Here is a 22,417-nt window from a genome sequence, read left to right as displayed (position 1 = left end):
TGTCGCAAAATTTGCCCTCATCCCCCAACCCCTTCTCTCAATATTGGGAGAAGGGGAGCGAATTTCAAAGTCCCTCTCCCAAGCTTGGGAGAGGGATTTAGGGTGAAAGCTCATTGATTCATCCAAAAAGTCTATTACTTCAAAAACGGATTTAGTATCAACTTGGTTCAATCAAATCAGCGATCGCTTGTACCAATACATCTGGATCTACTGGTTTAGAAATATGCATTTGAAATCCTGCGGCTAATGCTTGCTGTTGATTCATTTCGCCTGCATAAGCTGTCAAAGCGATCGCTGGTACGTTTCCTCCTTGTTCAGGGGATCGCGATCGCACTTCACGCATCAGCATATAACCGTCTGTTTTTGGCATTCCAATATCGCTAATTAAAACATCTGGTATCGAGTCAGATAGCGCTTGTAGTGCTTCCTGTGCTGATGATACGGCGGTTACTTGCACGCCGTAGTCTTGCAAAATAAAGGTAACTAAATCGCGGATATCTGGTTCATCGTCCACTACCAAAACTTGAGTGTCTGCAAGCAGCGAGGATTCCGGCTCTGAATATGAGGACTGATTCTCTTCACCCCGAAATTGTTCGCTTCTCACCAAAAGCGGTAACTCGACAGTGAAGCTTGCACCCAATCCTTCTCCCAGACTTTCGGCTTGAACATTTCCCCCATGCATTTCTACAACCTTACGCACGATCGCTAATCCTAAACCTAGTCCGCCAAATGTGCGTGTAGTTGTGCCATCAGCTTGGCGAAAGTAATCAAATACATAAGGCAAAAAGTCTAGGCTAATTCCCTTACCTGTATCGCTGACCTGAATTTGAGCCTGATTACCAACTTCCATGAGTCGAATTTCTACCCGTCCTCCTGTTGGTGTAAATTTTACCGCATTAGAAAGTAAGTTCCACACAACTTGTTGCAGCCGATTTGGGTCGCCCATAACTTGTCCCAAATTGGGATCAAATAAGGTTTTAATTTGAATTGACTTGGCTTGTGCTGCTAGTTTTACTGTTTCTAGCACTGCTTCAACTACCATTACCAAGCTGACAGGACAGATATTCAAGTTTAATTTTCCTTGCAGGATGCGCGACACATCCAACAAATCTTCAATTAGCTGGGTTTGTAACTTCGCGTTGCGTTCAATGGTTTCTAAGGCGTGGTTAGTAGTTTTTTCATCAAACTTGCGAGTCCGCAGCATTTTCGACCATCCCAGGATGGGATTGAGTGGGGTTCGCAGTTCATGGGAGAGAACCGCCAGAAACTCATCTTTAATTTGGTTGGCGATTTCTGCTTGTTGTCGTGCTGTCCTTTCGCAATCGAGTAGGCGATCGCATTCTTGTTCAGCCAATTTGCGCTCGGTGATGTCCAGTATAAAAGCAACACCATGTTCTTGGGAATCATTCAGCAAAGCTATCCCCAAAACAATCGGTACTCGCTTGCCGTTACGCTGGATGTACTCTTTTTCATAAATTTTGGAAACTCCGGTGGTTTGCACCTCCAAAAGGGCGCGAGCGTCTGAATCCTGATACTCAACAGGAGTCAGTTCTCTCCAATTAATTCCACCTAAAGTAGCAAACTCATCATGAGTGTAGCCAGCTAGTTGAAGAAAGGCATCATTGGCATCAATCACAAAGCCATGCACATTCCAAAAAGCGACCCCAATCAAGTTAGATTCAAACAAACGCCGAAAACGTGCTTCGCTTTCACGTAAAATTTTTTCTGCCCGTTTGTGTTCGGTAATATCGCGAGAAACAGTAATTACGCCTTCAATAGTTTGGTCAACATTCCGTAATGGTGTGAGAATATATTCATAATAATGTACGCCATCACGAGTAACATATTTACACTCATCTTTAATCGGTTGCCCAGTTTTCATTACAGTAAGTCGTTGATTCTCTACCTGGGTTATTAGGTCTGCGGGTAAATCCATTTCTGGCAAACTTTTACCGATAATATCTTCGGGATTTAAACCTAGTATAGTTGCTCCATCGCAGCTGACATATTGATAACGACCTTGGCAATTAAAGATGTAAATATGATCTACTGAAGCAGTGAGGATGGCATTTAAAACATTTGCCTGTTCTTGGACTTGTGTTGTGAGTTCGCGAGTACTTTCTTTTGCCTGCTGACACACAGTAGTTTCCATACAAACGCCGATCATTCGCACCGCTTGGCCTTGAGCGTTATAGATAAATTTTCCGTTGGCAGAAATCCAATGTGTACTTTGGTCTGAGCGAACTATACGAAATTCATCATTGTAGTCAGTCTTTTGTGTGAAAGCGTGGGCGATCGCTTGCATTACAGATTGGCTGTCTTCAGGATGAACGCATTTTTTAAATGTTTCATAAGGACTATCATAATTACTTGGAATTAAACCAAAAAGTAGTTCATAATTTTCCGACCAAATAACTTGATTGGTAACAATATTCCAATCCCACAAGCCCATCTGGGATACCTCTAGAGTCAGCCTCAGCCGTTCTTCACTCTCTCTAAGGACTACTTCTAACTGCTGACGCGCCGCAATTTCTTGTTGGAGTTGCTCTAAAATTACTGCTACGTCTGTTGACATGAGATGCACAGATGTTTCTTGAACTTTAATATAAGACTTTTCTGCTTCTACTGCCAGCTTTCTTTTTAGTTCTGTTAATTGTTCTTCAAGTGCTGCTTGTCTTTGTTGATAAAATATCTCTGATTGCTCTAACTCAGCTACCCGCTGCCGCAACACTGCTAATTCATCAGTAAGTTGAAAGTTAATTCTATCAACATTTTGCATATTGTACACCGTTAATGTTTAACAATATCGAATTGAAGAGTAGGTATTCCTTAGTACCGCAAGGCGTAATTAAATAATTAAATAAAAATTAAAATTTCATACAACAGCGTAAGCGTTTGATTAATTATGCTTGATTAAGCAAAAACAATTTATATATTTCAGCCAAAAGGTATATATGAGTTTCAAGAACTGTAGGGTAAACACTGCCAAAAATATCAAAATTGAGCTTTATGACATCAGTCAGTTAATAGTGTCTACCTTAGAAATAATAGCTAGATAGCTAAATTAAAATTTATTTCTTTATTCGGATGAAAGCTGCACCAATTAATAATGCCACAACCTGCCCTAAGACGACAACACCCGATTGATTTACGCCAACAGGAGGAATATTTAAACTGCCTATACCATAAAAAAATTGTTGTACAAACCACCAAAATATATAGAAAAAGGCTGGTAGCTGGATAGGGATATACAAGATTATTAGCGGTAAAACAGTGTCAATTGTAGCTTTAGGAAACTTCATAACGTGTACTCCTAAAATAGCTGCGATCGCACCATTTGCCCCAATCAAGGGAACTGGCAAACTCGGTTCAAGCAGAATTTGTATTACACCTGTCATTAGACCAGCAGCCAGATAAAATCCTAAATAGCGTCTGTGTCCTAAAAGATTTTCTACAGTTTTCCCAAAAACCCACAAAAATAGTAAATTTCCTAATATTTGACTAAAACTGCCGTGCAGAAACATTCCAAAAAATAGGGTAAATACCCGCCAAATTACAACTATCCAAGCAGCAGAGTTGAAAAAGAGAGCATTGGTAACTGCTCCACTAATCTGCGCTGGAATCATACCCCAAGTATTGACAAAATAGCCTAATTGACCGCTAAACTCTAGTTGAAGTTCCCATAAAAATATAGCCAGGTTAATGCCAATCAACCAGTAATTAATAATTGGTTTATTTCGACAACGAATGTTATCACTAATAGGAATCATATAAATTTGTCATTTGTCATTTGTCATTGGTCATTGGTCATTGGTCATTTGTCGTGATTAGTTATTCTCCCCCTGCCTCCCCTGCCTCCCCTGCCTCCTCTGCCTCCTCTGCCTCCATCACTCCTTCTTAGCCTGTGGCAAGATTGAAATCAGATCGCATTGCACTTAACTAGGCAAACAAGATGCTAGGAAACACACTTGTAGGAAGATACCAAATTATTAGTAACTTGGGAGGTGGGGGTTTTGGTGAAACTTTTGTGGCTTGTGATACCCAATTACCTGGTTCACCTCTATGTGTTGTTAAGAAACTCAAACCCCAGGCAAGCGATCCGGTAACTTTGGAAACAGCTAGGCGTTTATTTGATACGGAAGCACAAGTTCTGTATAAATTAGGAACTCACGATCGCATTCCCCAACTTTTAGCTTACTTTGAGGAAAATGCCGAATTCTATCTTGTACAGGAATTGATCGAAGGTCATGACCTGAGTAAAGAATTAACATCAGGTAAAATCCTCAGTCAAGAAGAAGTCATTTCACTTTTACAAGAACTTTTGACAATCTTAGAATTTGTCCATCAACAGAATGTAATTCATCGCGATGTCAATCCTCACAATATTCTTAGACGCCAACCAGATGGCAAACTAATTTTAATTGATTTTGGTGCAGTTAAACAAATTGCGACTCAAGTTATTACTCCCCAAGGTCAAACTCTTGCAACAGTAGCTATCGGTACGCCTGGATACATTCCTGGCGAACAAGCTCATGGTACGCCAAAATTAAGCAGTGATATCTATGCTGCGGGAATAATTGCTATTCAAGCTCTTACTGGATTATCCCCAGAGGAAATAGTCAAAGATGCTGATACTAATGAAATTATCTGGCACGATAAAGCCACGGTAACACCAGAATTTGCTCAATTCTTAGATAAAATGGTGTGCTACGACTTTCGGCAACGCTATCCTTCGGCAACGGTGGCATTACAAGCGCTGAAAGAATTAAGACAACCACCTGTTCAGACAATAGCGTTAACTCCTCCTCCACCAAAAAATATCAACAAACCTGAACCACAAAAAGGTATTTTAGGTAAAGTTTTACTAACAATATTTTTCTTTACTGTTGGCGGAATAGCATCAATATTTATTTGGAATTACATTAATTCAAATAATGCTATAGAATTATCTAAACAAGGAAATACATTTTTTGATTTACAACGCTATCAAGACGCGCTAGAAGTATATGAAAAAGCCGTTAATCTCAGACCAGATTATGCTCAAGCTTGGAATGGTCAAGGCAAAACACTAAATAAATTAAGAAAATACAAAGACGCATTAGTGGCGTATGATAAAGCAATTCAAATTCAGCCAGATTATTTAGATGCTTGGATTGGACGTGGTACTGTATTAGGAAATTTACAGCGATATCAAGAAGCGATCGCCTCTTTTGATAAAGCCTTAGAATTAAAGAATGACAACTCAGAAGTCTGGAATGCTAGGGGTGAAGCTTTCAGTAATTTAAACCAATATGACCAGGCAATTAAGTCTTATGAAAAGGCAATTGAACTCAAACCAGATAATTACGAAGCTTGGTATAAAAAAGGATTAGCTTTGCAGAATTCTCGGCAATATGAAGAAGCGATCGCAGCTTATCAAAAAGTCGTAGATTTAAAACCAGACTACGAGCAAGCTTGGTATAATTTGGGGAATGCACTAGTCAATTTAAAACGCTATCAAGATGCATTTACAGCTTATGATAAATCGGTGCAATATCAGCCAGATTATTACCAAGCTTGGTTATCTAGAGGTAATATACTGCTGAATTTACGACGTTATCCAGACGCGATTGAATCTTTTAATCAAGTAATTAAATATAGTCCCAGAAACTATCAAGCATGGTATAATTTGGGATGGTCGTTGCATCAAAACCAACGCTATGAAGAAGCCATAAAAGCTTATAATAAAGCGGCGACAATTAAGCAAAATGACTATCAACTCTGGTATAATTTGGGAAATTCACAATACATATCGCAGAAATACGAAGATGCGATCGCGTCTTATAATAAGGCAGTTCGTTATAAACCAGACCATTCCGAAAGCTGGTATAGTAGAGGCAATGCTCTATTAAATTTAAAACGGTTTCAAGATGCGATCGCTTCTTACGATCGAGCAATAAAATACAAGCCTAATTACCAACAAGCAATAGAGGGCCGCAATCAAGCCCAAATTCAACTGCAAGGCGAAAAAGCAAAGCCTGTACCTGTAATTGTACCAACTCTTCCATTTCCTAATTCTCCCAATCCACCGCAGACGACACCTTAAACTGAACCTGGGTTTTCATCAAGGGAGATATTCTATAGGAGTTAAAAAGAACGGAGAGACGTAGCAGTGCTACATCTCTCCAAGGATGATAGATAATGGATATTTAATTTCACCAGATGTTTAATCAATCCTGCGACTAGGTAACTTAGTCCCGCATCTCTGACAAAACCCAGCATTTACATCATGGAAAGCTAAACCACAACCCGAACAAACTATTTCTACCTGATTAGCAGTTTTCACTACTTGCTTAATTAAATCCCCCACTTGCCAAGGAATCAATGCAATTCCGGTAAAAATCATCAATACTGTTAGCAAACGTCCTGATTCCGAAATTGGAATAACATCACCAAATCCTACAGTTGTCATTGTGACAACAGAGAAGTAGAATGCATCCAAAAATGTACCGTAATTTTCAGGATTAACCGGATGCTCGACTTGATAAATTAAGCCAGAGTAAATAAAAACAATTGCAAATAATGTAAATAATATTCGCGCAAAAATCATCCCATCTTCACTGCTGATGCTAGCGAATAAAAACTTTCTATCTATAAATCTAATTAATCGTAAAATCCGAAACCATCGTAATAGTCGGATAAAGCTAATATCTACCATACCGAGAAAAAATGGCAGAATCGCCATTAAGTCAATAATCGAATAAAAACTAAAAATATACTTAATTTTGTTTTCCGCACTCCACAGGCGAAGCAAATATTCCACAGCAAAGATGATGACGATCGCAGTATCAGCTACATTTAACTGAAACCGCATATCATCAGGAATATTATATGTTTCTGCCACAAAAATTCCTGATGATATTAGCACCAAAGAGGCAAGGGTTAAATTAATTGCTTTACCTATTGGTGTTTCTAGGTCTTCTAAGTAAAATTCTGTTTCTTGTCTGCTCAGTAACATATTCGACCATTAAAACATCTTAATTCCCAGTTATAACATTAGAAATACGATATTATTAACCATTATCCTTATGTTAACCTCAGCTTATATGAACTCAGAATCTTTTATGCGTTTAGCATTGGCAGAAGCAAAAAAAGGCGATGCACCCTACGGTGCAGTGATTGTTAAAGATAACAAAATCGTTGCCATAGCTCATAATACTGTAAAGAGAGACAACGATCCATCAGCCCATGCAGAAATCAATGCTATTCGTAGTTTAACAGCTAAACTGAAAAACCCCTCTTTAGAAGGTTATAGCATATATACAACTGGCGAACCTTGTCCGATGTGTGCAACAGCTTGTGTTTGGAGTGGTTTGTCAGAGATTGTATATGGTGCTTCAATTCAAGATTTAATTACTGTAAATCAATCACAAATTAGTATATCTTGCGAAGAGGTAATCGCTAATTCATTTCGGAAAATAAAAGTCACAAAAGACGTTTTAAAAAATGAATGTTTGGAGCTATTTAAATAATCTGAATTTAGATTCCTGACTTATTTAAAGTCGGGAATCTACGAGTTGCAATTTTCAACACTAAAATAGAACTGCTATAGAGCTTAAAATTACGAATTACGAATTACGAATTACGAATTATTTAACTTGGCTCATTCAAATACGATAAATATGTATTTGCCCAAATCGCCGCTTGAGTGCGATCGCGCAAATTTAATCTGTTTAAAATATTCGTAACATGATTTTTCACCGTCCCCTCAGAAATGTAGAGTCCGTGAGCTATTTCTCGGTTACTAGCGCCTGTAGCAATTAATCGCAAAACCTCTTTTTCTCTAGGAGTAAGTTCAGCTAAACTAGATGGTAAAGGCAGTGAATGAGTTGGTGCAACATGGGAAAATTGGGTCAACAGCTTTTTAACTATACCTGGGCCTAATTGCGTATATCCTTTATGAACGGCACGAATAGCAACAGCTAATTCCTCTGATGGTGTATCTTTCAATAAATAACCCATAGCCCCATTTTTTAAAGCTGCTGACACATATTCATCATCATCAAAAGTCGTTAGTACTAAAATCTTAGTTTTGGCAAAACGTTTTTGAATCTCCTTTGTGGCTGCAACTCCATCCATAATCGGCATTCTGATATCTAGTAATATTACATCTGGCTGAAATTCTGCAACAAAATTAATTGCTTGTTCGCCGTTTTCTGCTTCTCCAACTATTTCTAAATCTGGTTCTAATTCCAATAACGCTCTTAATCCTTGGCGAATTAAACTTTGGTCATCTACCAGCAATACTTTAATCATTATGTTAACCTTGTTAATGGAATATTAACTGTAATTTTGCAACCAGAACCAAGAGCACTATTAATATTAAATTGACCCCCAAGTGCTAAAGTGCGATCGCGCATACTATGAAGTCCAAAACCAGTGGTATTTTGCCCGACATCAAAACCTTTACCATTATCCTGAATTATCAATTGCAAATTGCCTTTAGTCGTAGTGAGTTCCAATTTTACCTCTGTGGCATAGGCATATTTAGATATATTAGTTAAAGATTCTTGAGTAATTCGATAAATAGCAGTATTGATTTCAGGTGGTAGAGAATATTCCAGGTTGATTTGATAAATTGGTAATATCCCATTAAAGCGATGAAAATTTTCTGAAAGACTAGCGATCGCATCTTCTAAAGATTGTTCTTGTAAGGGGTTAGAACGCATAGTAGAAACAGATTGACGGACATCCTTTAGTGCTTTTGAACCTAATTCCTTTGCAGTTGCGAGAAATGTTTCAGCTTTACCTGGATTAGATTGCCATAGTTTTAAAGCAGTTTCTAATTGCAGATTTAAAGCAGTCAGAGAATGTCCTAATGAATCATGAATTTCACGAGCAATGCGGTTACGTTCTTCTAAGGTAGCTTGATTTTCAATTTGCATGGCATATTGACGGAGTTTGTCGTTAGCAAGAGCTAGCTTTTCTCGACTTTGCCGTTCAGACAAAACTGCATTCATCATCAACAAGACAAAAACCAAACTTAAGCCAAATACTAGCGACGAATTCAAAATCAAAAATCGATATCGCTCTTGTGCCTGCGGCGATGCTTGAAAATTGAATAGCTGATATTTTAGTTGTGTAGTAACTAAAAATAAGGCAAATGACAAAGCTGTAACGAATAAGCGTCCATTTAACTGAAAAATTAGACAACTACGAGTCACTAAAATTATATATAGAAAAGGAAAAAGCCGAGCAAATCTTTCCCCAAAAAGTCCAATAATTAAAATTAATAAAATTTCAATGACTGTATATATTACTTTAGTTGTCTGATTTTTTCTGGGTAATGTTAAGCCCATTGCCGCAAAAATAATCAGACTATAAATTGATAGTTCTGGCAATATGCTACAAACTGACAAGTCTGGAAATGCACCACAAATTGATAGCTCTAGAGGCTTGGGACGAAATCGCCGTAACGGAGGTGGTATCACAGCTGTCAATGCGGTGATTGCCAGTAATGTCCACTCCAGATAAAGCAGAGACGGAAAAGGATGTTTCTTAATTTCAATTGGACGACTCATTAGTCGCGTTGCTCCAGTTAGAAGTGATGAGTTATGAGTTAGAAGTTAGGAATTAGAAGTGAATAATTCTGAAGATTTGAGCAGATGCTTTCACCGTTTATTTGTTCCTTGATTGAGAAATTAAAAGCAAATTCAAAGAACAAATTCGTTAGGTAATCAGCTAAATAATGACTGATAAAATCATCATAATCAAAATTTTCATAATTTATAACTCCTAACTCCTAACTTCTAACTTTTAACTATCTCTTGTCAATCGTGACTAAAGTCATGGTTATAACCATGACTTTCTCCTCATGTAACTGCTGAGGATAAGTTCTTATGATGGTGGCATCCAACCAGGAAAAACCCACCAGATAAGTAATGAAACTCAAAGCATTATCGCTAGTTGCTTCCGCGATCGCTCTCACTTTAACTGCAACCTCCTTTGCTGTTCACGCTCAAACAGCCTCTCCTTCACCCCTGTTACTTGCCCAAACTCCACAAAAAGAAAGAGGCCCTTGGAAAGAGTTGGGTCTAACAGATGCCCAAAAAGCCCAAATTCAGACGATTCGTCGCGATAGCCGCGCCAAATTTGAAGCAGTTTTGACCCCAGAACAAAAAGCAAAATTAGAGGCAGCGAAACAAGCACGGCGGGCTGAATGGCAAGCGCGTAAAGCTCAAGGGCAAACAGGTCAACGGCAACCCGGTCAACGTCGAGGAAAGGGTGGTTTTGCTGACTTAAATCTAACTGAAGCCCAAAAAACCCAAATGCGACAAATCCGCGAGTCTGAGAAACAACAGATTCAAGCAGTCTTAACCGCAGAACAGCGTCAAAAATTAGAGCAATTCCGTCAAAATGCTCCTTCACGCCGTCAACAAGGCAATCCTCAATAATCATCTTTCAAAAAATAATAATTCTGGGGTGGGCAGTGCCGCCGATCTCAATCCCAAAATAGATTATATAGACTTCTTGCAGAAGATGCGGAAAGGGGAAAAACTTCATCCCCTTTCCCTTTCCCTATTTATTCCCCTACTCAATTTAGTAGACTTTCAAGCTAGTTTTGAGTTATGAGTTAATCAAAACTCCGCTTGATTAAAATGTCAAAAGAATTCGCAATTGGTAGTAAAGTCCGTGTTGTGGCGCTACCAGCTTATGTCAAAACTGCTGAACCTATGCCCATGCTACGCCCCCCTAATGTAATTCACATGGGCGAAGAAGGTATAGTCATTGACCGCAGACCCGGTGGATATTGGGGGATTCGCTTTGCTAGGGGTGTCTTTCTCCTAGATAGTCAATATATCGAAAGTACAGATACCCCTGCCGAATCTCACTTAGAATAAGATTTCTCGTAACCAAGAATTGTAAACTTGTGTAAAGTTGTGATTCTGGTTTACACCATGATTTCCCGCCGTACTTTTTTAAGCATATTATTTGCCAGCTGTATTTCTATCATCAGCTGGCTGAATTTTACCCCTGCTGCTGATGCTATGGGTGGTAAACTTCCGGCAATTAATCAACCCGCACCTGAGTTTACTTTGCCAACCAACACAGGTGATGGCAAAATTTCCCTCTCTGACTTGCGCGGTAAATGGCTAGTCCTGTATTTTTATCCTAAAGACTTTACCTCTGGTTGTACTATAGAGGCTCGTCGTTTTCAGCAAGACTTACCCCAATACCTCGAAAAAAATGCTCAGATAATTGGCGTTAGTGTTGATGACATTGATTCCCACGCCAAATTTTGTGATTCAGAGGGACTCAAATTCCCCTTGTTGGCTGACACTGATGGTTCAGTGAGCAAAGCTTACGGTTCGTGGCTCGGCTTTTTATCTATGCGCCACAGTTTCATCATCGATCCTCAAGGCGTCTTGCGCGAGACTTTTGTCAAAGTCAACCCAACTATTCACAGTTCAGAAGTGCTGGCACGACTAGAAAAATTACAGTCCACAGCTTCTTAAACTTCAATAGTTTAACAAGGGGCTTAAGCCCCTTATTTTAACTCACAATAAACCCATATTTTTTGAGTACAGTTTTGGCTTCACTGCCAGATAAAAACTGAACAAATTCTTTAGCAGCAGAAGGATTTTTACTGCTTTTAATTATTGCTACTGGATAGACAATTGGGGAATGAAATTTCTCATCAGCAGCAACTACGACTTTTACCTTGTTGGAAATTTTAGCATCAGTGGCATAAACTAAACCCGCTTCGGCGTTACCACTTTCTACTGCTGCTAAAACTTGACGCACATTGTTAGCAAAGACCAATTTCGACTTGAGGCGATCGTAAAGTTTCAATTTCTTTAAGACTTGCTCACCATATTGACCGGCGGGTACGCTTCTGGGTTCACCGATCGCAATTTTTTTAATCTTACTATCTGTTAAATTGTAGAAGCTATTGATGCCAACAACATCCTGAGCCACAATCAATACTAGACGGTTATTTGCCAGGTTAGTACGGCTACCTGGTAGCAATAGTCCTTTTTGTTCCAAGGCATCCACTTGCTTTTTGCCAGCAGAAATAAAGATATCTGCTGGCGCACCTTGCTCAATTTGTTGCTGCAAGGCACCAGAAGCCCCAAAGTTATAATTAATATTGATATTTGATTTACTTTGTTGGTATAAAGGCTTAATTTCTTCCAGTACCTCTTTTAAGCTGGCAGCTGCGGACACGAGTATGCTGGTGTTCGACTGTGCTACTACAGGAGAAGGAGGAACCAACGGTAAACCAATTGCTAACAGCAAGCCAGCGATCGCTATACCCAAAAAGCCAAAAATTTGTCTTCTTTTCATAGAAAAGGCGTTTGAAGGGTTTCTTCCATAAAATTGACGTTAGGTAAAATAGTACCAAATATACCAACTTATAACCAACTATATCGGTAAAAATCTGCCGAGAAAAATTTCAGTAGGTAAACTGGGCTACGAACAGCGCAGCCCTTGTTTACCACTCTGTAGCTTATGAAAGTGCTGATACTGGTTCTAACTTCTCAGCTTTGTTCTTCAATACGGTTGGTAGTTCGCTGTTGAACGCCTCACCTTCAACCACTTGCGATCGGAAACCATCGGGCCCAACTGGAACATCGCCCGTGATGGTGGTGCGATAGAGAACGCGCTCGACTTCCAGATGATCCAAGTCTTGAGGGGCCAAATGGGAGGTAGCGCGGTTATCCCAGAATGCAATGTCACCGTTATTCCAGCGGAAGCGGGTGGTGTAGGCGGGCTTGGTAATCTGGTTGAAGAACAACTCAAGCAGCAAGTCGCTCTCTTGTCGTGATACGTCAAGAATGTGCGAGGTGAAGCCAGGGTTGACGTACAATGCGCGTTCACCAGTCTCAGGATGAACCCTTACCACTGGATGGATTGAAACCAGGGGATTGGCTGCGATGCGCTGGGCAATCTTGCTGTTGCTGGGCAAATTCAAACGCGCATTGAAGCGATGTTCGGCCTTTAATGTGTCTGCTAATGCCCGTAGGGGTGCTGACAGACCCTCATAGGCTGCAACTAAATTTGTCCACTGTGTGTCACCACCGAAGCTAGGGACATTAACCGCACGCAAAATTGATGCCGCAGGTGGGTTGACAACTGCTGTAACATCGGTGTGCCAACGGCTCTCGTAGCTGGAACGACGCAGACCATTGCGCCGCTCGTAACGGCTGCGGTCAATGGGCAAGATTTCTGAGAAGCCTTCAATCGGCTCGTCTTCGTGGGGATGTGCGTAAGTCACTTCGCCAAAACGAGCCGTGAATGCAATCTGTGCCGCATGATCGATGTTTTGACCGCGAAAGAACACGACTTTCCACTTCAATAGTGCTTGACGAATTTCTTTGACTGCATCATCGTGCAAAGGACGTGACAAGTCTACGCCGCTGATTTCGGCACCGATGAAACCTGCTACCTGTTTGACTTCAATGTGTTTGTTGCTCATCTCAATTCTCCATAGTTTGATCGATCGGGCGGTGTTCGCACTCGTCCGTTTACTTGAGATATGTTGCTTGCGCTTAATGGCTACATACCAAAGGAAGCGATCGCAGTTTAAATACATTACTATAAATTGATCGATTTACCGTAGTATTTACTTGCCGTATTTTAGACTGCTAGAACAATGGTCGATTTAGTCCGGGAAAAGCTAAGTAAAAATTCGGAACACAGATATTAAGAAGCTTCTCAGATCCAGTGAGACGTACTTAGAGTTATTTCATATAAAGTTTATTAAATCTTTTTATTTTTCACATAAGTATTTTATTTCTTGATTAATTTATACTGTAGGATGACAAAGAAACAATTATATTTATGATAATTACGTGTTGCAAAAAACTGCAAAATCAATATTTAAATAATTATTTGAAGTAAAAATTTTTAATTAAAATATTTGTAGACAATTTGATACTGGTTGATAAGAAAATAAGACCTTGTATTTAATTCGTAAATTAGATAAATCTTAATTTTAGTTCACTCTTTTATTCAGAGATACTAATTTGCTTTTTTCATTAGCAACACGCTAATAAAAAATTATCAGTTGATTTTTTACCAAGGTTGATTAATGCCTTGAGGAGATCGAAAACTACATGAAAAAGCAATTACCACAAAAGAAAACGCAGATATCACAGAAATGGACTATTTCTAAATATTGGTTGCGTTTTTTAATCATAGTTCTATTAGTAATAGGTGTATTTTTTCGCTTCGTTAATATTGATAAAAAAATTTATTGGGGTGATGAAGCTTTATCCTCATTACGCATATCTGGCTATACGCAGTCAGAAATGAGGAAGCAATTAGGTAATGGTCGTTTGATTGGCCTAGAAGATTTACATAAATACCAGTATCCTAATTCTGAAAAAAATACAATTGATACAATTAAAGGAATTATTGTAGAAGACTCGCAAATTTTGCCGTTATACATCTTGATGACCCGGTTTTGGGTAGAGTGCTTTGGCAATTCTATAGCAGCGATCAGAAGTTTTTCGGCATTTATTAGTCTGCTTACCTTTCCTTGTCTTTATTGGCTATGTCAAGAATTATTTGAGTCTTCACTAGTCGGATGGATAGCCATCGGGTTGGTAGCCGTTTCACCTATTCATATCGTGTATGCACAAGAAGCGCGATCGTATAGTTTAGCAATAGTAGCCATTTTTATATCGAGCTTAGCACTGCTGCGAGCTATGCGCCTTCAAACAAAAGTTAGTTGGTGCATTTATGCAGCAACATTATCAATAGGGTTTTATACTCATCTATTTTTTACCTTGGTTGCTTTTGCACAAGGAATTTATGTAGTTACAATCGAACGCTTTCGATTGAGTAAAACATTAATTTCTTACCTGCTATCATCGCTTGCGGGTTTTATGACTTTTGTACCTTGGATTTGGATTATTATTACCAATCCTCAGCCAGAAGCAGTAACTTGGGCGAATATTAAACAAACAGTATTTATGTCAGCTGTCAGGTGGGCTGGTATCTTTAGTCGTGCGTTTATTGATTTAGGTATTAGTCCTAACGAGCCTGGAAAACTTAAGTTTTTCTTAATTCCTTTGATTTTGATTCTTTTAGTTATAATCGGCTACTCAATTTATTTTGTATGTCGAAGAACCTCTAAAAAAGTTTGGTTATTTGTTTTAACCTTGATTGCATCAGTAGGGCTTCCCTTACTGATAATAGATTTCGTCTTTTTAAAACGATATGCTACTAGTCGATATACACTTCCTTCTGTTTTAGCGATACAGTTAGCTGTTGCTTACCTATTTACCACTAAAATTACGTCTATTTCTACTAAAGCTTGGCAAAAAAAGTTTTGGTCAATTGTAGCATTTATGGTAGTTATAGGCGGGGTTGTATCTTGTATGGTTCACTCTCAACCGCAGATTTGGTGGAACCAATTCCCTGAAAAATACCAAGAATATCCTCACATTGCTCATATTATTAATCAAGCTAAGAAACCGCTTTTAATTAGTGATGAGGATAACATCATTCCACCACTACAAGTACTTAGTAACTTAATCGATCCAAAAGTGCAATTCCAAATTGTAGGAAAAAATCAGTTACCAGAGATTACTAATGGCTTTAGTGACATATTTTTATTCTTGTTCGAGCCATCTGATTTCTTAAAAGCTGGAATTGAAAAAGTTTATAACTCAAAGTTACAGCAGGTAGACGACTTTCTCTGGAAAATAACAAAAGCTAATTAAACTAAGGATACGGGCACATCTACCGCCTGGGAGACTGCAAGTGGAAACTAAAAGCAGCTAGTTGGCATTTGAATCTCGCTTGGCGGTTAAAAATTAATATCAATTAGCCTGATAAGTTGCACAGTTAGAGCAAAAATATACTTTAATTAAACAAATAATTTAAGTATATACTTGTACTGCTGCCGCTTATGTCATCGCCCCTTGAGCGCCCGCTAAAAATTGAAATCAGACTGCCATCTTCCCATCCTCACTTATTGGAAGGACTGGATATATGGTTGCGTTTAGGTTTGATATCTGATGCCCAAGTCAGGCAGTTATGTAGAGAGTTTCTGGTGTGTGCGGTGGTGTTGCAACCCCAGGCTGAAGCTCAAACAAAGGTAGTATTTGCAACTTCCGACTCCGTGCAGGAGTTGCCTGTAGCAGCTTTACAGTCTAGTAGCGGTAAACAACCACAACAAAAACCAGCTAAACCCAACTTCATCGGCACAATGTTGCAGTCTTTGGGAGCAGAACTGAGTGTGCGTTGGCTACTTTTTCTAGGGGTTTTCTTGGTAGTTGTATCCTCTGGGGTACTGGCTGCTAGTCAATGGGCGAGGTTTCCTGCTGCTGGACAGTACGGGGTTTTATTTGCTTATACTTTGAGTTTTTGGGGATTAAGCTTTTGGGCGACTAGGCAAAATAACCTCAGATTGACGGCTCAGACATTGCTGATTGCCACTCTTTTGTTGGTGCCAGTGAATTTTTGGGCAATGGATAGCTTCAAATTGTGGCAAAATCCTGTGGATTGGATTGTAGTTGCGATCGCCTGTCCTACACTAACTGCTATAACTGTTTTACTCTCCAAAAATCGGACTATTTTTACCAATTTACATCCTGGCAAATTACCTCTGATAAATATTCTAGGGCTGAGTTATCTGCATTGGGGTTGGCAATTAAGAGGATTTCCCTTAATTGCTGTTTATCTGGCAACGATCGCCACAACTATCATTACTGTTTATTACAATCTTTTCCAACAGCCTCGTACTGTCAGCGACGATCGCCGTAGGTTAAGTATTAGTTTACCTGCTGCTGTAATTATTTATTCTTTAATAGTATTGTTGGTGCGGGCAATTTTTGTTACCAAGGTAGATGTCGCACTGTTGGGGTTAGCTATTGGCATTTGCGGCTGGTTGATGACTTGGTTAGCAGAGCAGGGGAGCAGGGGAGCAGGGGAGCAGGGGAGCAGGGGGGCAGGGGAAGTAACATTAATATCCTCCTCGTCTCCCTTGTCCCCCTTGTCCCCCTTGTCTCCCTTGTCTCCCTTGTCTCCCTTGTCTCCTTCATCCCTCTTACTCTGGGAAAGACTTGGTGGGGTTTTACTCTTTTTGGGTTGGGTGGTATCGGTAGTAAATTATCCTTGGCAAGCAATAGCTGTCTGTGGTTTGGGTTTGTGGTTTGTAGGGAGTCGCTTGTGGCGTTACAGTTTAAAGCGAGACTTTGCAGGGGCTTTCGTCATCGGCTTAGAGACGATTTTGCTAGGTTGGCGATTAGTACCCGATAACTTACAGAAATTAGCGATCGCAACTAGTACCCAACTCACCAATTCTCAAAATGAACCTTGGGCGCTACTGGGTATAGCTTTATTTCCCTACGTAATTTTGATGGTGGCGCTTACAGATAATTTGTATCGCCGCCAAAAACGAGAATTAGCTAAATTTGGCGAACTGCTTACCCTGTTATTTGGAGCTTTTTTAACAACGATCGCTCTTGTAAATCCTCCATTGCGATCGCTAAATCTGCTATTTTCTACCGCCACTCTCGCATTTGTTACTCAACGCCGCTCCCCCTCATCCCTTCCCCTGGTATACCTAACTCATATCATGGGGGTGCTGACATTTTGCTTTACGATTAATTGGTTATTCCCCAGCCTGACGCAACAATGCTGGGCAAGTATTTTATTGGCTCTGATGGTTGCAGAATGGCGATTTAGCTTGCAGGAAGGACTATGGCAACGTAGCGCATGGGATATCGGTTTAGGATTAGCCGCAGCGAGTTTTTTCCTGTTGTGGATGAATTCAGAATCATCTTGGTATGGCATCACTGACGAGCGATCTGATTGGGGAGTTTTATGGCTAGTTACGCCTTTAGCTCTGACGGGTGTTGCCAATGCCGCAATTATAGAGCGGCGGCTTACTAGCCGTTACTTGAGTGTCTTGGCTGTAATAGTTGCCCAGTTACTAACTTTACAACTACCAGGAATCAGATTAATCGGTTTGGCTGTAGGTGCTGGATTGATGTTTGTAAATACCCGCTATTTGCGCAACCAAGTATCTGCGGTAATTACAGAAGGATTTGTTTTAAGTTTCATTGGCGTGCTGCTGTGGACGGGTGTGCCTGGTTTACCTCGCCTAGCGGTAGCTGGTTGGTTTGTTGTCGGAGCGATCGCAACTCTCAGTCTATGGTTAGCGCGGACTGTTTTCAGTCGACGCGGTAACGAATTAGCAGTTATCTATGCAGCCGCCAGCGATAAATGGGCGATCGCTTTATGTAGTGTTGAATTATTAAGTTTGACGCTGCACTCATTGCTGATTTACCGAGGGTTTACGACTTCAGGATTTTTGTTCTTAATTGCCACTGTAATTACCTTGGCAGCCATTGTTTATCGCAGTTGGCGCGAACCGACAAATTGGGCATTTTATGGGATTGGTTGGTGTTTGGAATTGTTGATTGCCCAAGGGTTAGGGTTGGGAGAACGCTCAATTGTGAGAATTGCGATTGCAAACATCGCCTTGGGTTTAATTACTCAACTTGTCGGCGAGTGGTGGCGGCGACGACATCAATTAGAAAGGTTTCCTAGCAGCCTGCACATTTTGCCATTAATTTATGGTGCATTCAGTGTATTGCTGCGTTTGAACACCTTCACCGAGTGGACAGGTTTGTATTCCTTGGGTGTAGCTTTAATTATTATTGGCGTAGGGCGACGACACGAGAACTTCAAACCCTTGCTGTATTTAGGAATCATTGGCGTATCAATTTCTGCTTATGAACTTTTGTTCTATCAAATGTCACAAGCTTCAGGAGGAGCGTTAGGTGATGGATTGATTGCCATGTCTGCCCTTGGTGCGAGTATCATGTATGCTTACCGCATTTTGTCGCCTTGGCTAGTCAGCTACTTACATCTAACTCCCCAAGAATTGAAAAGAATTGCCCATATTCACTGGGTTTGGAGTAGCTGTTTATTAATGGCTGCCATTCCTGTTCCCATTGCAGTTAACCGTTTGGTGGGATTGGGAACGGGAGTATTTTTGATTCGCTACGCCATCTTTCAGGGACGAAATTTACCCACTTCCCCCAGGATTTTGGGAAGAATTACAATTGCCGAGATGTGGGTTTACCTTGGTTTATTAGAGGTAGCCGGCATGAGGATTTATTGGCGAGAGACAGCAGTAGGGCGATTTTGGGCTGGGCCATTAGTTCCTTGGAATGGTGCGATCGCTTGTGTGGTAGCCTACTTTTTGTACATCCTACCTTGGGAAAATTGGGGTTGGTCTAAAAGACCTTGGCAACAAGCTGCATACATCACACCACTGATAATTTTATGGGAAACCAGACTGCAAACTTACCCCATAACTTTGATAATCGCAGCTGGATTTTACATCTTTTTAGCAAAAGTAGGTGAAAACATCCGTTTCACCTATATTAGTGTAGCGTTGATTGATTGGGCACTTTACCGTTGGTTTGATTCCTTACACCTGACTGATGCTTTGTGGTATGTAACACCAATTGGGTTATCACTGCTTTATATTGCTCAAGTAGATACCCAACTGAAGCTACCAGAGTACAAAACATCTCGTCATCTTCTGAGAGTGCTAGGGAGCGGTTTAATTTGTGGGTGGGCAATTTTATTTAATCAAAATACAGCTTGGATTCCGGGTGTTTTTAGTCTCATCGCTATTTTTGCTGGATTAGCTTTACGAGTACGAGCTTTTCTCTACATTGGTACAGCAACTTTTTTAATCACAACAATCTATCAAGCGGTAATTTTCAGCTTGCAGTACTCCTTTTTAAAATGGGTTGTTGGCTTGTTAGTTGGCATTTTATTGATTTATATTGCCGCCAACTTTGAAACCCGTCGCGCTCAAATCACTTCCTTAATTCGTAGCGCCATTGATGAATTTCAATCATGGGAATAGGTAAGCTAAGGATTAAACTAATTAGACAAGCGATCGCCTAAATTTAAGATACTTGTAAAATTAAGCAAAAGCGATGGCTCTGCCAAAACTTTAAGCTAACGCATAGAAGTACAAAACAATGACACGGATTCCATTAACAGAAGCTCAACTTCGTTTACCTGAACTGATTGCAAGTCTGCAACCTGGTGAAGAAGTGCAGATTTTTTCCGGCAATCGCACCATTGCCAGATTGATTGGCGAATTCCAACCACCCCGGAAGCCTCGCCAACCCGGTAGTGCAATCGGAACACTAACCATCCTGTCCGAAGATGAAACCCACTTGGAAGATTTTCACGACTACATACCATGAAATTTCTGCTCGATACTCAAGCATTTCTCTGGTTTGTACTCAACGATCTTGCCCTTAGTCAAGTCGCATGTGATTTGATTGTCGATCCTCTCAATGACATCTTGCTCAGTCCTGCTTCGTATTGGGAAATTGCCATCAAAGTTAGTATTGGTAAGTATCAAATTCCTGAAAATTTTGAAACATGGATGGAGCATCAAATCCATGTTAATGAATTTGAAATATTACCGATTAAAGTTGTTCATGCTGCCGCAATCGTGACTTTGCCATTCCATCATAAAGATCCCTTTGATCGGCTTTTGGTTGCCCAAGCACTCACAGAAAAGATCCCGATCGTTAGCGTAGATACAGTGTTAGACAATTATGCAGTTACTCGTTATTGGTAAGTACGATAACCTGCGGTCAACCGCAGTGCGATCGCTCATCCCTGTCGGTTGGGTTGACATCAGGAAACCAAACATTCATTAACGTGAGTTCGATGAACCTCTCCCCAACCCCTCTCCGAGGCACAGAGGGGCAGAAATATTTTTAGTTGACAACGAAAAAATTAGGGTTTCAAAGCCTCTCTCCCTGTGGGGGAGAGGAATGGAAGTGGGGTTTTTAGAGCCGTCGAACTCACGTTAAATTTATGACAATTGAAACTTTATGCCAGGTCAAATTACTAAGCCAACAATATTTTCAATAATCTCAATTGTCTTACTAAAAATATTTAAGAAACCTACAGCATTATTTATTTCCTGAATTTCTTGATTTATCGCTTTAATGCCATCTTCAAAACCTTTTTCATTTTCCTCCAGTTTGTTAACTAGAATAGTACCAATTTTGTTTCTGACTTTGTTGACACAACTCGTCCATTTCTGACGATACTCTTTAAATTCTTCTTTCTGTTTTGGATTGATAAATTTACTTTCAATATCAATTTCATATAATTTTTCCTCTATGCCTTTGATCTTTTTAAAAAATTCTAATTGTTTCTTGTTATCAATATTAGACAATATCTCTGACATAAAATTATTTTTGCTTTTATTTATTAGTTATTTTTGATTTCTTCAGCTACATTAACTAGAGAGTTGATTTCAGATAAAAGTTCATTAGCGCGTGCAATAGTAAACTTATCTTCTAAAAGTAACTGAAAAGCTTCTTTGAAGTCTTTGGCTGATTCACTAGCATCATTCAAAGCTTCTATCGAAAGTGTCATCGTCAAAATCTTCTGCCGTTTTTCTATCCATTCGTCAGGATCGCTAATTGGATCGGCAGCCGTATAAGGTCTGAAGAGTAAACGCTCTTCCTGATTTTTTTGAATGGTTTTTAAATTACTTTGTAGTTCAATAGTAAGAAGTTCAAGTACTGATTCCTGAATAGCAAGCTCTCGGTAAATCGTTTCTTTCCTCTGCTCTAATTCTTTTCTCAACGCACCTTTAATTTTATTACTCAATATAATTTTAGGAATTTCAGATAAAGCAGAGCCAATTTTGTCAGAGACAAGAGGATTACCTTGAATATCAGTGCTGACATTATTTAATTGAGTGAAAATATCTTCAGTAACTTCTTGTGCTTGTGTTGGGGAATCTGAGGTTGCTAGATTTTCTAAAGCAATAAAGTAGCGTTGGAGTAGATCGGTATGTTGGCGCATTCGTCCAATTATCATAAGCCAATCCTTATCTTGTTTAGTAATGTCGATATACATTTCACCAGCTTTGACTGTATCTTCTAGGCGGTTACGCAGCAATTTTTCCGAATTGGCATCAACAACGTAGTTTCCTGATGTAACCAATAAAGTATCTAGTGCATCTGCATATTCTTGTCCAGCGTTGGCAAACTTTTTATATTCTCTTAGAGAAGCACCACAGGCAACTAATGAAGCTCCAATCAAAGAGATGATTGATGCTCTAATAACAAATTTAGATTTGATAGTAATCTCCTTTCTAAGCATAAAACGTATAAATAAGATGTTTCAAAAGCAGAAAGTTAAGTAAGAAAACTCTCAGGGCGTAAGCTTGATATAAGGTAAAAACGCTGTTATTTCCTTCTCCACTCCCCAATTAGTTAATTTCGGAATTTTGCGATCGCATCAAAAAATATTGCTCCAGGGTTGGCGTTTCGGTGTTTCGCGCAGTCTGTAACAGCTTCCGCCTTCCCTGTAAGAACTTCCGCTTTCACGTTTCCGTGTTTTGCGCAAGCTGTAG

At 39.8% G+C, this 22,417-nt stretch carries 18 protein-coding genes; 9 read left to right on the top strand and 9 right to left on the bottom strand.

The annotated features are described in order from the left end of the window. Positions 1 to 157: 157 nt before the first annotated feature. Complete coding sequence (locus RM049_RS06745) at positions 158 to 2,779, bottom strand: PAS domain S-box protein (RefSeq protein ID WP_322703616.1); 2,622 nt, start codon at positions 2,777 to 2,779, stop codon at positions 158 to 160. A gap of 292 nt (positions 2,780 to 3,071) precedes the next feature. Continuing rightward, positions 3,072 to 3,770, bottom strand: coding sequence for a rhomboid family intramembrane serine protease (locus tag RM049_RS06740; RefSeq protein WP_322703615.1), 699 nt, complete (start codon positions 3,768 to 3,770; stop codon positions 3,072 to 3,074). A gap of 182 nt (positions 3,771 to 3,952) precedes the next feature. Here RM049_RS06740 and RM049_RS06735 point away from each other — a divergent pair, with 182 nt between their 5' ends. Continuing rightward, entirely contained in the window at positions 3,953 to 6,085 is a 2,133-nt protein-coding gene (locus RM049_RS06735) for a tetratricopeptide repeat protein (RefSeq protein ID WP_322703614.1), read from the top strand. 120 nt (positions 6,086 to 6,205) lie between these two features. Here the strand turns inward: RM049_RS06735 and RM049_RS06730 are convergent, their stop codons facing one another. Then, a complete protein-coding gene (locus RM049_RS06730; protein ID WP_322688305.1) occupies positions 6,206 to 6,997 on the bottom strand; it encodes an ion transporter in 792 nt (263 codons plus the stop codon). 88 nt (positions 6,998 to 7,085) lie between these two features. Here RM049_RS06730 and RM049_RS06725 point away from each other — a divergent pair, with 88 nt between their 5' ends. After that, complete coding sequence (locus RM049_RS06725; protein ID WP_322703700.1) at positions 7,086 to 7,511, top strand: nucleoside deaminase; 426 nt, start codon at positions 7,086 to 7,088, stop codon at positions 7,509 to 7,511. Between the two features lie 121 nt (positions 7,512 to 7,632). Here RM049_RS06725 and RM049_RS06720 read toward each other — a convergent pair whose 3' ends face one another. Beyond that, positions 7,633 to 8,295, bottom strand: a complete 663-nt coding sequence (locus RM049_RS06720; protein WP_094347645.1) for a response regulator — start codon at positions 8,293 to 8,295, stop codon at positions 7,633 to 7,635. Beyond that, on the bottom strand, positions 8,295 to 9,560 hold the full coding sequence (locus RM049_RS06715; protein WP_322703613.1) for a sensor histidine kinase: 1,266 nt from the start codon (positions 9,558 to 9,560) through the stop codon (positions 8,295 to 8,297). Before RM049_RS06715 ends, RM049_RS06720 begins: the two co-directional genes overlap by 1 nt. 360 nt (positions 9,561 to 9,920) lie before the next feature. Here RM049_RS06715 and RM049_RS06710 point away from each other — a divergent pair, with 360 nt between their 5' ends. The 3 genes from RM049_RS06710 to RM049_RS06700 all read left to right on the top strand — a co-directional run bounded on the left by RM049_RS06710 (position 9,921) and on the right by RM049_RS06700 (position 11,495). Continuing rightward, entirely contained in the window at positions 9,921 to 10,433 is a 513-nt protein-coding gene (locus RM049_RS06710) for a P pilus assembly/Cpx signaling pathway, periplasmic inhibitor/zinc-resistance associated protein (protein WP_322670533.1), read from the top strand. Between the two features lie 204 nt (positions 10,434 to 10,637). Continuing rightward, the gene (sipA, locus tag RM049_RS06705; protein WP_322682666.1) at positions 10,638 to 10,880 is read left to right on the top strand and encodes a regulatory protein SipA; all 243 of its coding nucleotides are present in this window, start codon (positions 10,638 to 10,640) and stop codon (positions 10,878 to 10,880) included. Positions 10,881 to 10,937: 57 nt separating this feature from the next. After that, the gene (locus tag RM049_RS06700; RefSeq protein ID WP_322703699.1) at positions 10,938 to 11,495 is read left to right on the top strand and encodes a peroxiredoxin; all 558 of its coding nucleotides are present in this window, start codon (positions 10,938 to 10,940) and stop codon (positions 11,493 to 11,495) included. Between the two features lie 37 nt (positions 11,496 to 11,532). On the opposite strand, the gene modA is transcribed toward RM049_RS06700, so the two are convergent. Both modA and RM049_RS06690 read right to left on the bottom strand, forming a co-directional pair. Continuing rightward, positions 11,533 to 12,327, bottom strand: a complete 795-nt coding sequence (gene modA, locus RM049_RS06695; RefSeq protein WP_322703612.1) for a molybdate ABC transporter substrate-binding protein — start codon at positions 12,325 to 12,327, stop codon at positions 11,533 to 11,535. A gap of 163 nt (positions 12,328 to 12,490) precedes the next feature. After that, positions 12,491 to 13,459 carry a TauD/TfdA dioxygenase family protein gene (locus RM049_RS06690; RefSeq protein ID WP_322670518.1) on the bottom strand — a complete coding sequence of 323 codons (969 nt, stop codon included), beginning with the start codon at positions 13,457 to 13,459 and terminating at the stop codon, positions 12,491 to 12,493. Positions 13,460 to 14,099: 640 nt separating this feature from the next. On the opposite strand from RM049_RS06690, the gene RM049_RS06685 reads away from it, so the two are divergent. The 4 genes from RM049_RS06685 (at position 14,100) to RM049_RS06670 (ending at position 20,617) form a co-directional block, all read left to right on the top strand. Next, positions 14,100 to 15,713, top strand: a complete 1,614-nt coding sequence (locus tag RM049_RS06685) for a glycosyltransferase family 39 protein (RefSeq protein WP_322703611.1) — start codon at positions 14,100 to 14,102, stop codon at positions 15,711 to 15,713. A 188-nt stretch (positions 15,714 to 15,901) separates the two neighbouring features. Next, positions 15,902 to 19,885 carry a DUF2157 domain-containing protein gene (locus RM049_RS06680; protein WP_322703610.1) on the top strand — a complete coding sequence of 1,328 codons (3,984 nt, stop codon included), beginning with the start codon at positions 15,902 to 15,904 and terminating at the stop codon, positions 19,883 to 19,885. Between the two features lie 118 nt (positions 19,886 to 20,003). After that, positions 20,004 to 20,234 (top strand): antitoxin of toxin-antitoxin stability system, encoded by a 231-nt coding sequence (locus tag RM049_RS06675; protein WP_322703609.1) that lies wholly within the window; start codon positions 20,004 to 20,006, stop codon positions 20,232 to 20,234. Next, complete coding sequence (locus RM049_RS06670) at positions 20,231 to 20,617, top strand: type II toxin-antitoxin system VapC family toxin (protein WP_322703608.1); 387 nt, start codon at positions 20,231 to 20,233, stop codon at positions 20,615 to 20,617. The genes RM049_RS06675 and RM049_RS06670 overlap by 4 nt, the downstream gene beginning before the upstream one ends. Before the next feature lie 267 nt (positions 20,618 to 20,884). Here RM049_RS06670 and RM049_RS06665 read toward each other — a convergent pair whose 3' ends face one another. Both RM049_RS06665 and RM049_RS06660 read right to left on the bottom strand, forming a co-directional pair. Further along, positions 20,885 to 21,238: a hypothetical protein gene (locus RM049_RS06665; RefSeq protein WP_322670523.1), complete on the bottom strand. Its 354-nt coding sequence runs from the start codon at positions 21,236 to 21,238 to the stop codon at positions 20,885 to 20,887. A gap of 23 nt (positions 21,239 to 21,261) precedes the next feature. Continuing rightward, entirely contained in the window at positions 21,262 to 22,164 is a 903-nt protein-coding gene (locus RM049_RS06660; RefSeq protein WP_322703607.1) for a hypothetical protein, read from the bottom strand. Between the last annotated feature and the right edge of the window lie 253 nt (positions 22,165 to 22,417).

Source organism: Nostoc sp. DedQUE04 (assembly GCF_034530995.1).
In the GTDB taxonomy this organism is placed as follows: Bacteria; Cyanobacteriota; Cyanobacteriia; order Cyanobacteriales; family Nostocaceae; genus Nostoc.
The sequence above is the reverse complement of the archived record's forward strand: the minus strand, read 5'-3'. Positions and strand labels throughout refer to the sequence as shown.

Coding starts and splice junctions, on each gene's coding strand:
- RM049_RS06745 (WP_322703616.1), bottom strand. CDS start 2,779: ATGCAAAATGTTGATAGAATTAACTTTCAACTTACTGATGAATTAGCA.
- RM049_RS06740 (WP_322703615.1), bottom strand. CDS start 3,770: ATGATTCCTATTAGTGATAACATTCGTTGTCGAAATAAACCAATTATT.
- RM049_RS06735 (WP_322703614.1), top strand. CDS start 3,953: ATGCTAGGAAACACACTTGTAGGAAGATACCAAATTATTAGTAACTTG.
- RM049_RS06730 (WP_322688305.1), bottom strand. CDS start 6,997: ATGTTACTGAGCAGACAAGAAACAGAATTTTACTTAGAAGACCTAGAA.
- RM049_RS06725 (WP_322703700.1), top strand. CDS start 7,086: ATGAACTCAGAATCTTTTATGCGTTTAGCATTGGCAGAAGCAAAAAAA.
- RM049_RS06720 (WP_094347645.1), bottom strand. CDS start 8,295: ATGATTAAAGTATTGCTGGTAGATGACCAAAGTTTAATTCGCCAAGGA.
- RM049_RS06715 (WP_322703613.1), bottom strand. CDS start 9,560: ATGAGTCGTCCAATTGAAATTAAGAAACATCCTTTTCCGTCTCTGCTT.
- RM049_RS06710 (WP_322670533.1), top strand. CDS start 9,921: ATGAAACTCAAAGCATTATCGCTAGTTGCTTCCGCGATCGCTCTCACT.
- sipA (WP_322682666.1), top strand. CDS start 10,638: ATGTCAAAAGAATTCGCAATTGGTAGTAAAGTCCGTGTTGTGGCGCTA.
- RM049_RS06700 (WP_322703699.1), top strand. CDS start 10,938: ATGATTTCCCGCCGTACTTTTTTAAGCATATTATTTGCCAGCTGTATT.
- modA (WP_322703612.1), bottom strand. CDS start 12,327: ATGAAAAGAAGACAAATTTTTGGCTTTTTGGGTATAGCGATCGCTGGC.
- RM049_RS06690 (WP_322670518.1), bottom strand. CDS start 13,459: ATGAGCAACAAACACATTGAAGTCAAACAGGTAGCAGGTTTCATCGGT.
- RM049_RS06685 (WP_322703611.1), top strand. CDS start 14,100: ATGAAAAAGCAATTACCACAAAAGAAAACGCAGATATCACAGAAATGG.
- RM049_RS06680 (WP_322703610.1), top strand. CDS start 15,902: ATGTCATCGCCCCTTGAGCGCCCGCTAAAAATTGAAATCAGACTGCCA.
- RM049_RS06675 (WP_322703609.1), top strand. CDS start 20,004: ATGACACGGATTCCATTAACAGAAGCTCAACTTCGTTTACCTGAACTG.
- RM049_RS06670 (WP_322703608.1), top strand. CDS start 20,231: ATGAAATTTCTGCTCGATACTCAAGCATTTCTCTGGTTTGTACTCAAC.
- RM049_RS06665 (WP_322670523.1), bottom strand. CDS start 21,238: ATGTCAGAGATATTGTCTAATATTGATAACAAGAAACAATTAGAATTT.
- RM049_RS06660 (WP_322703607.1), bottom strand. CDS start 22,164: ATGCTTAGAAAGGAGATTACTATCAAATCTAAATTTGTTATTAGAGCA.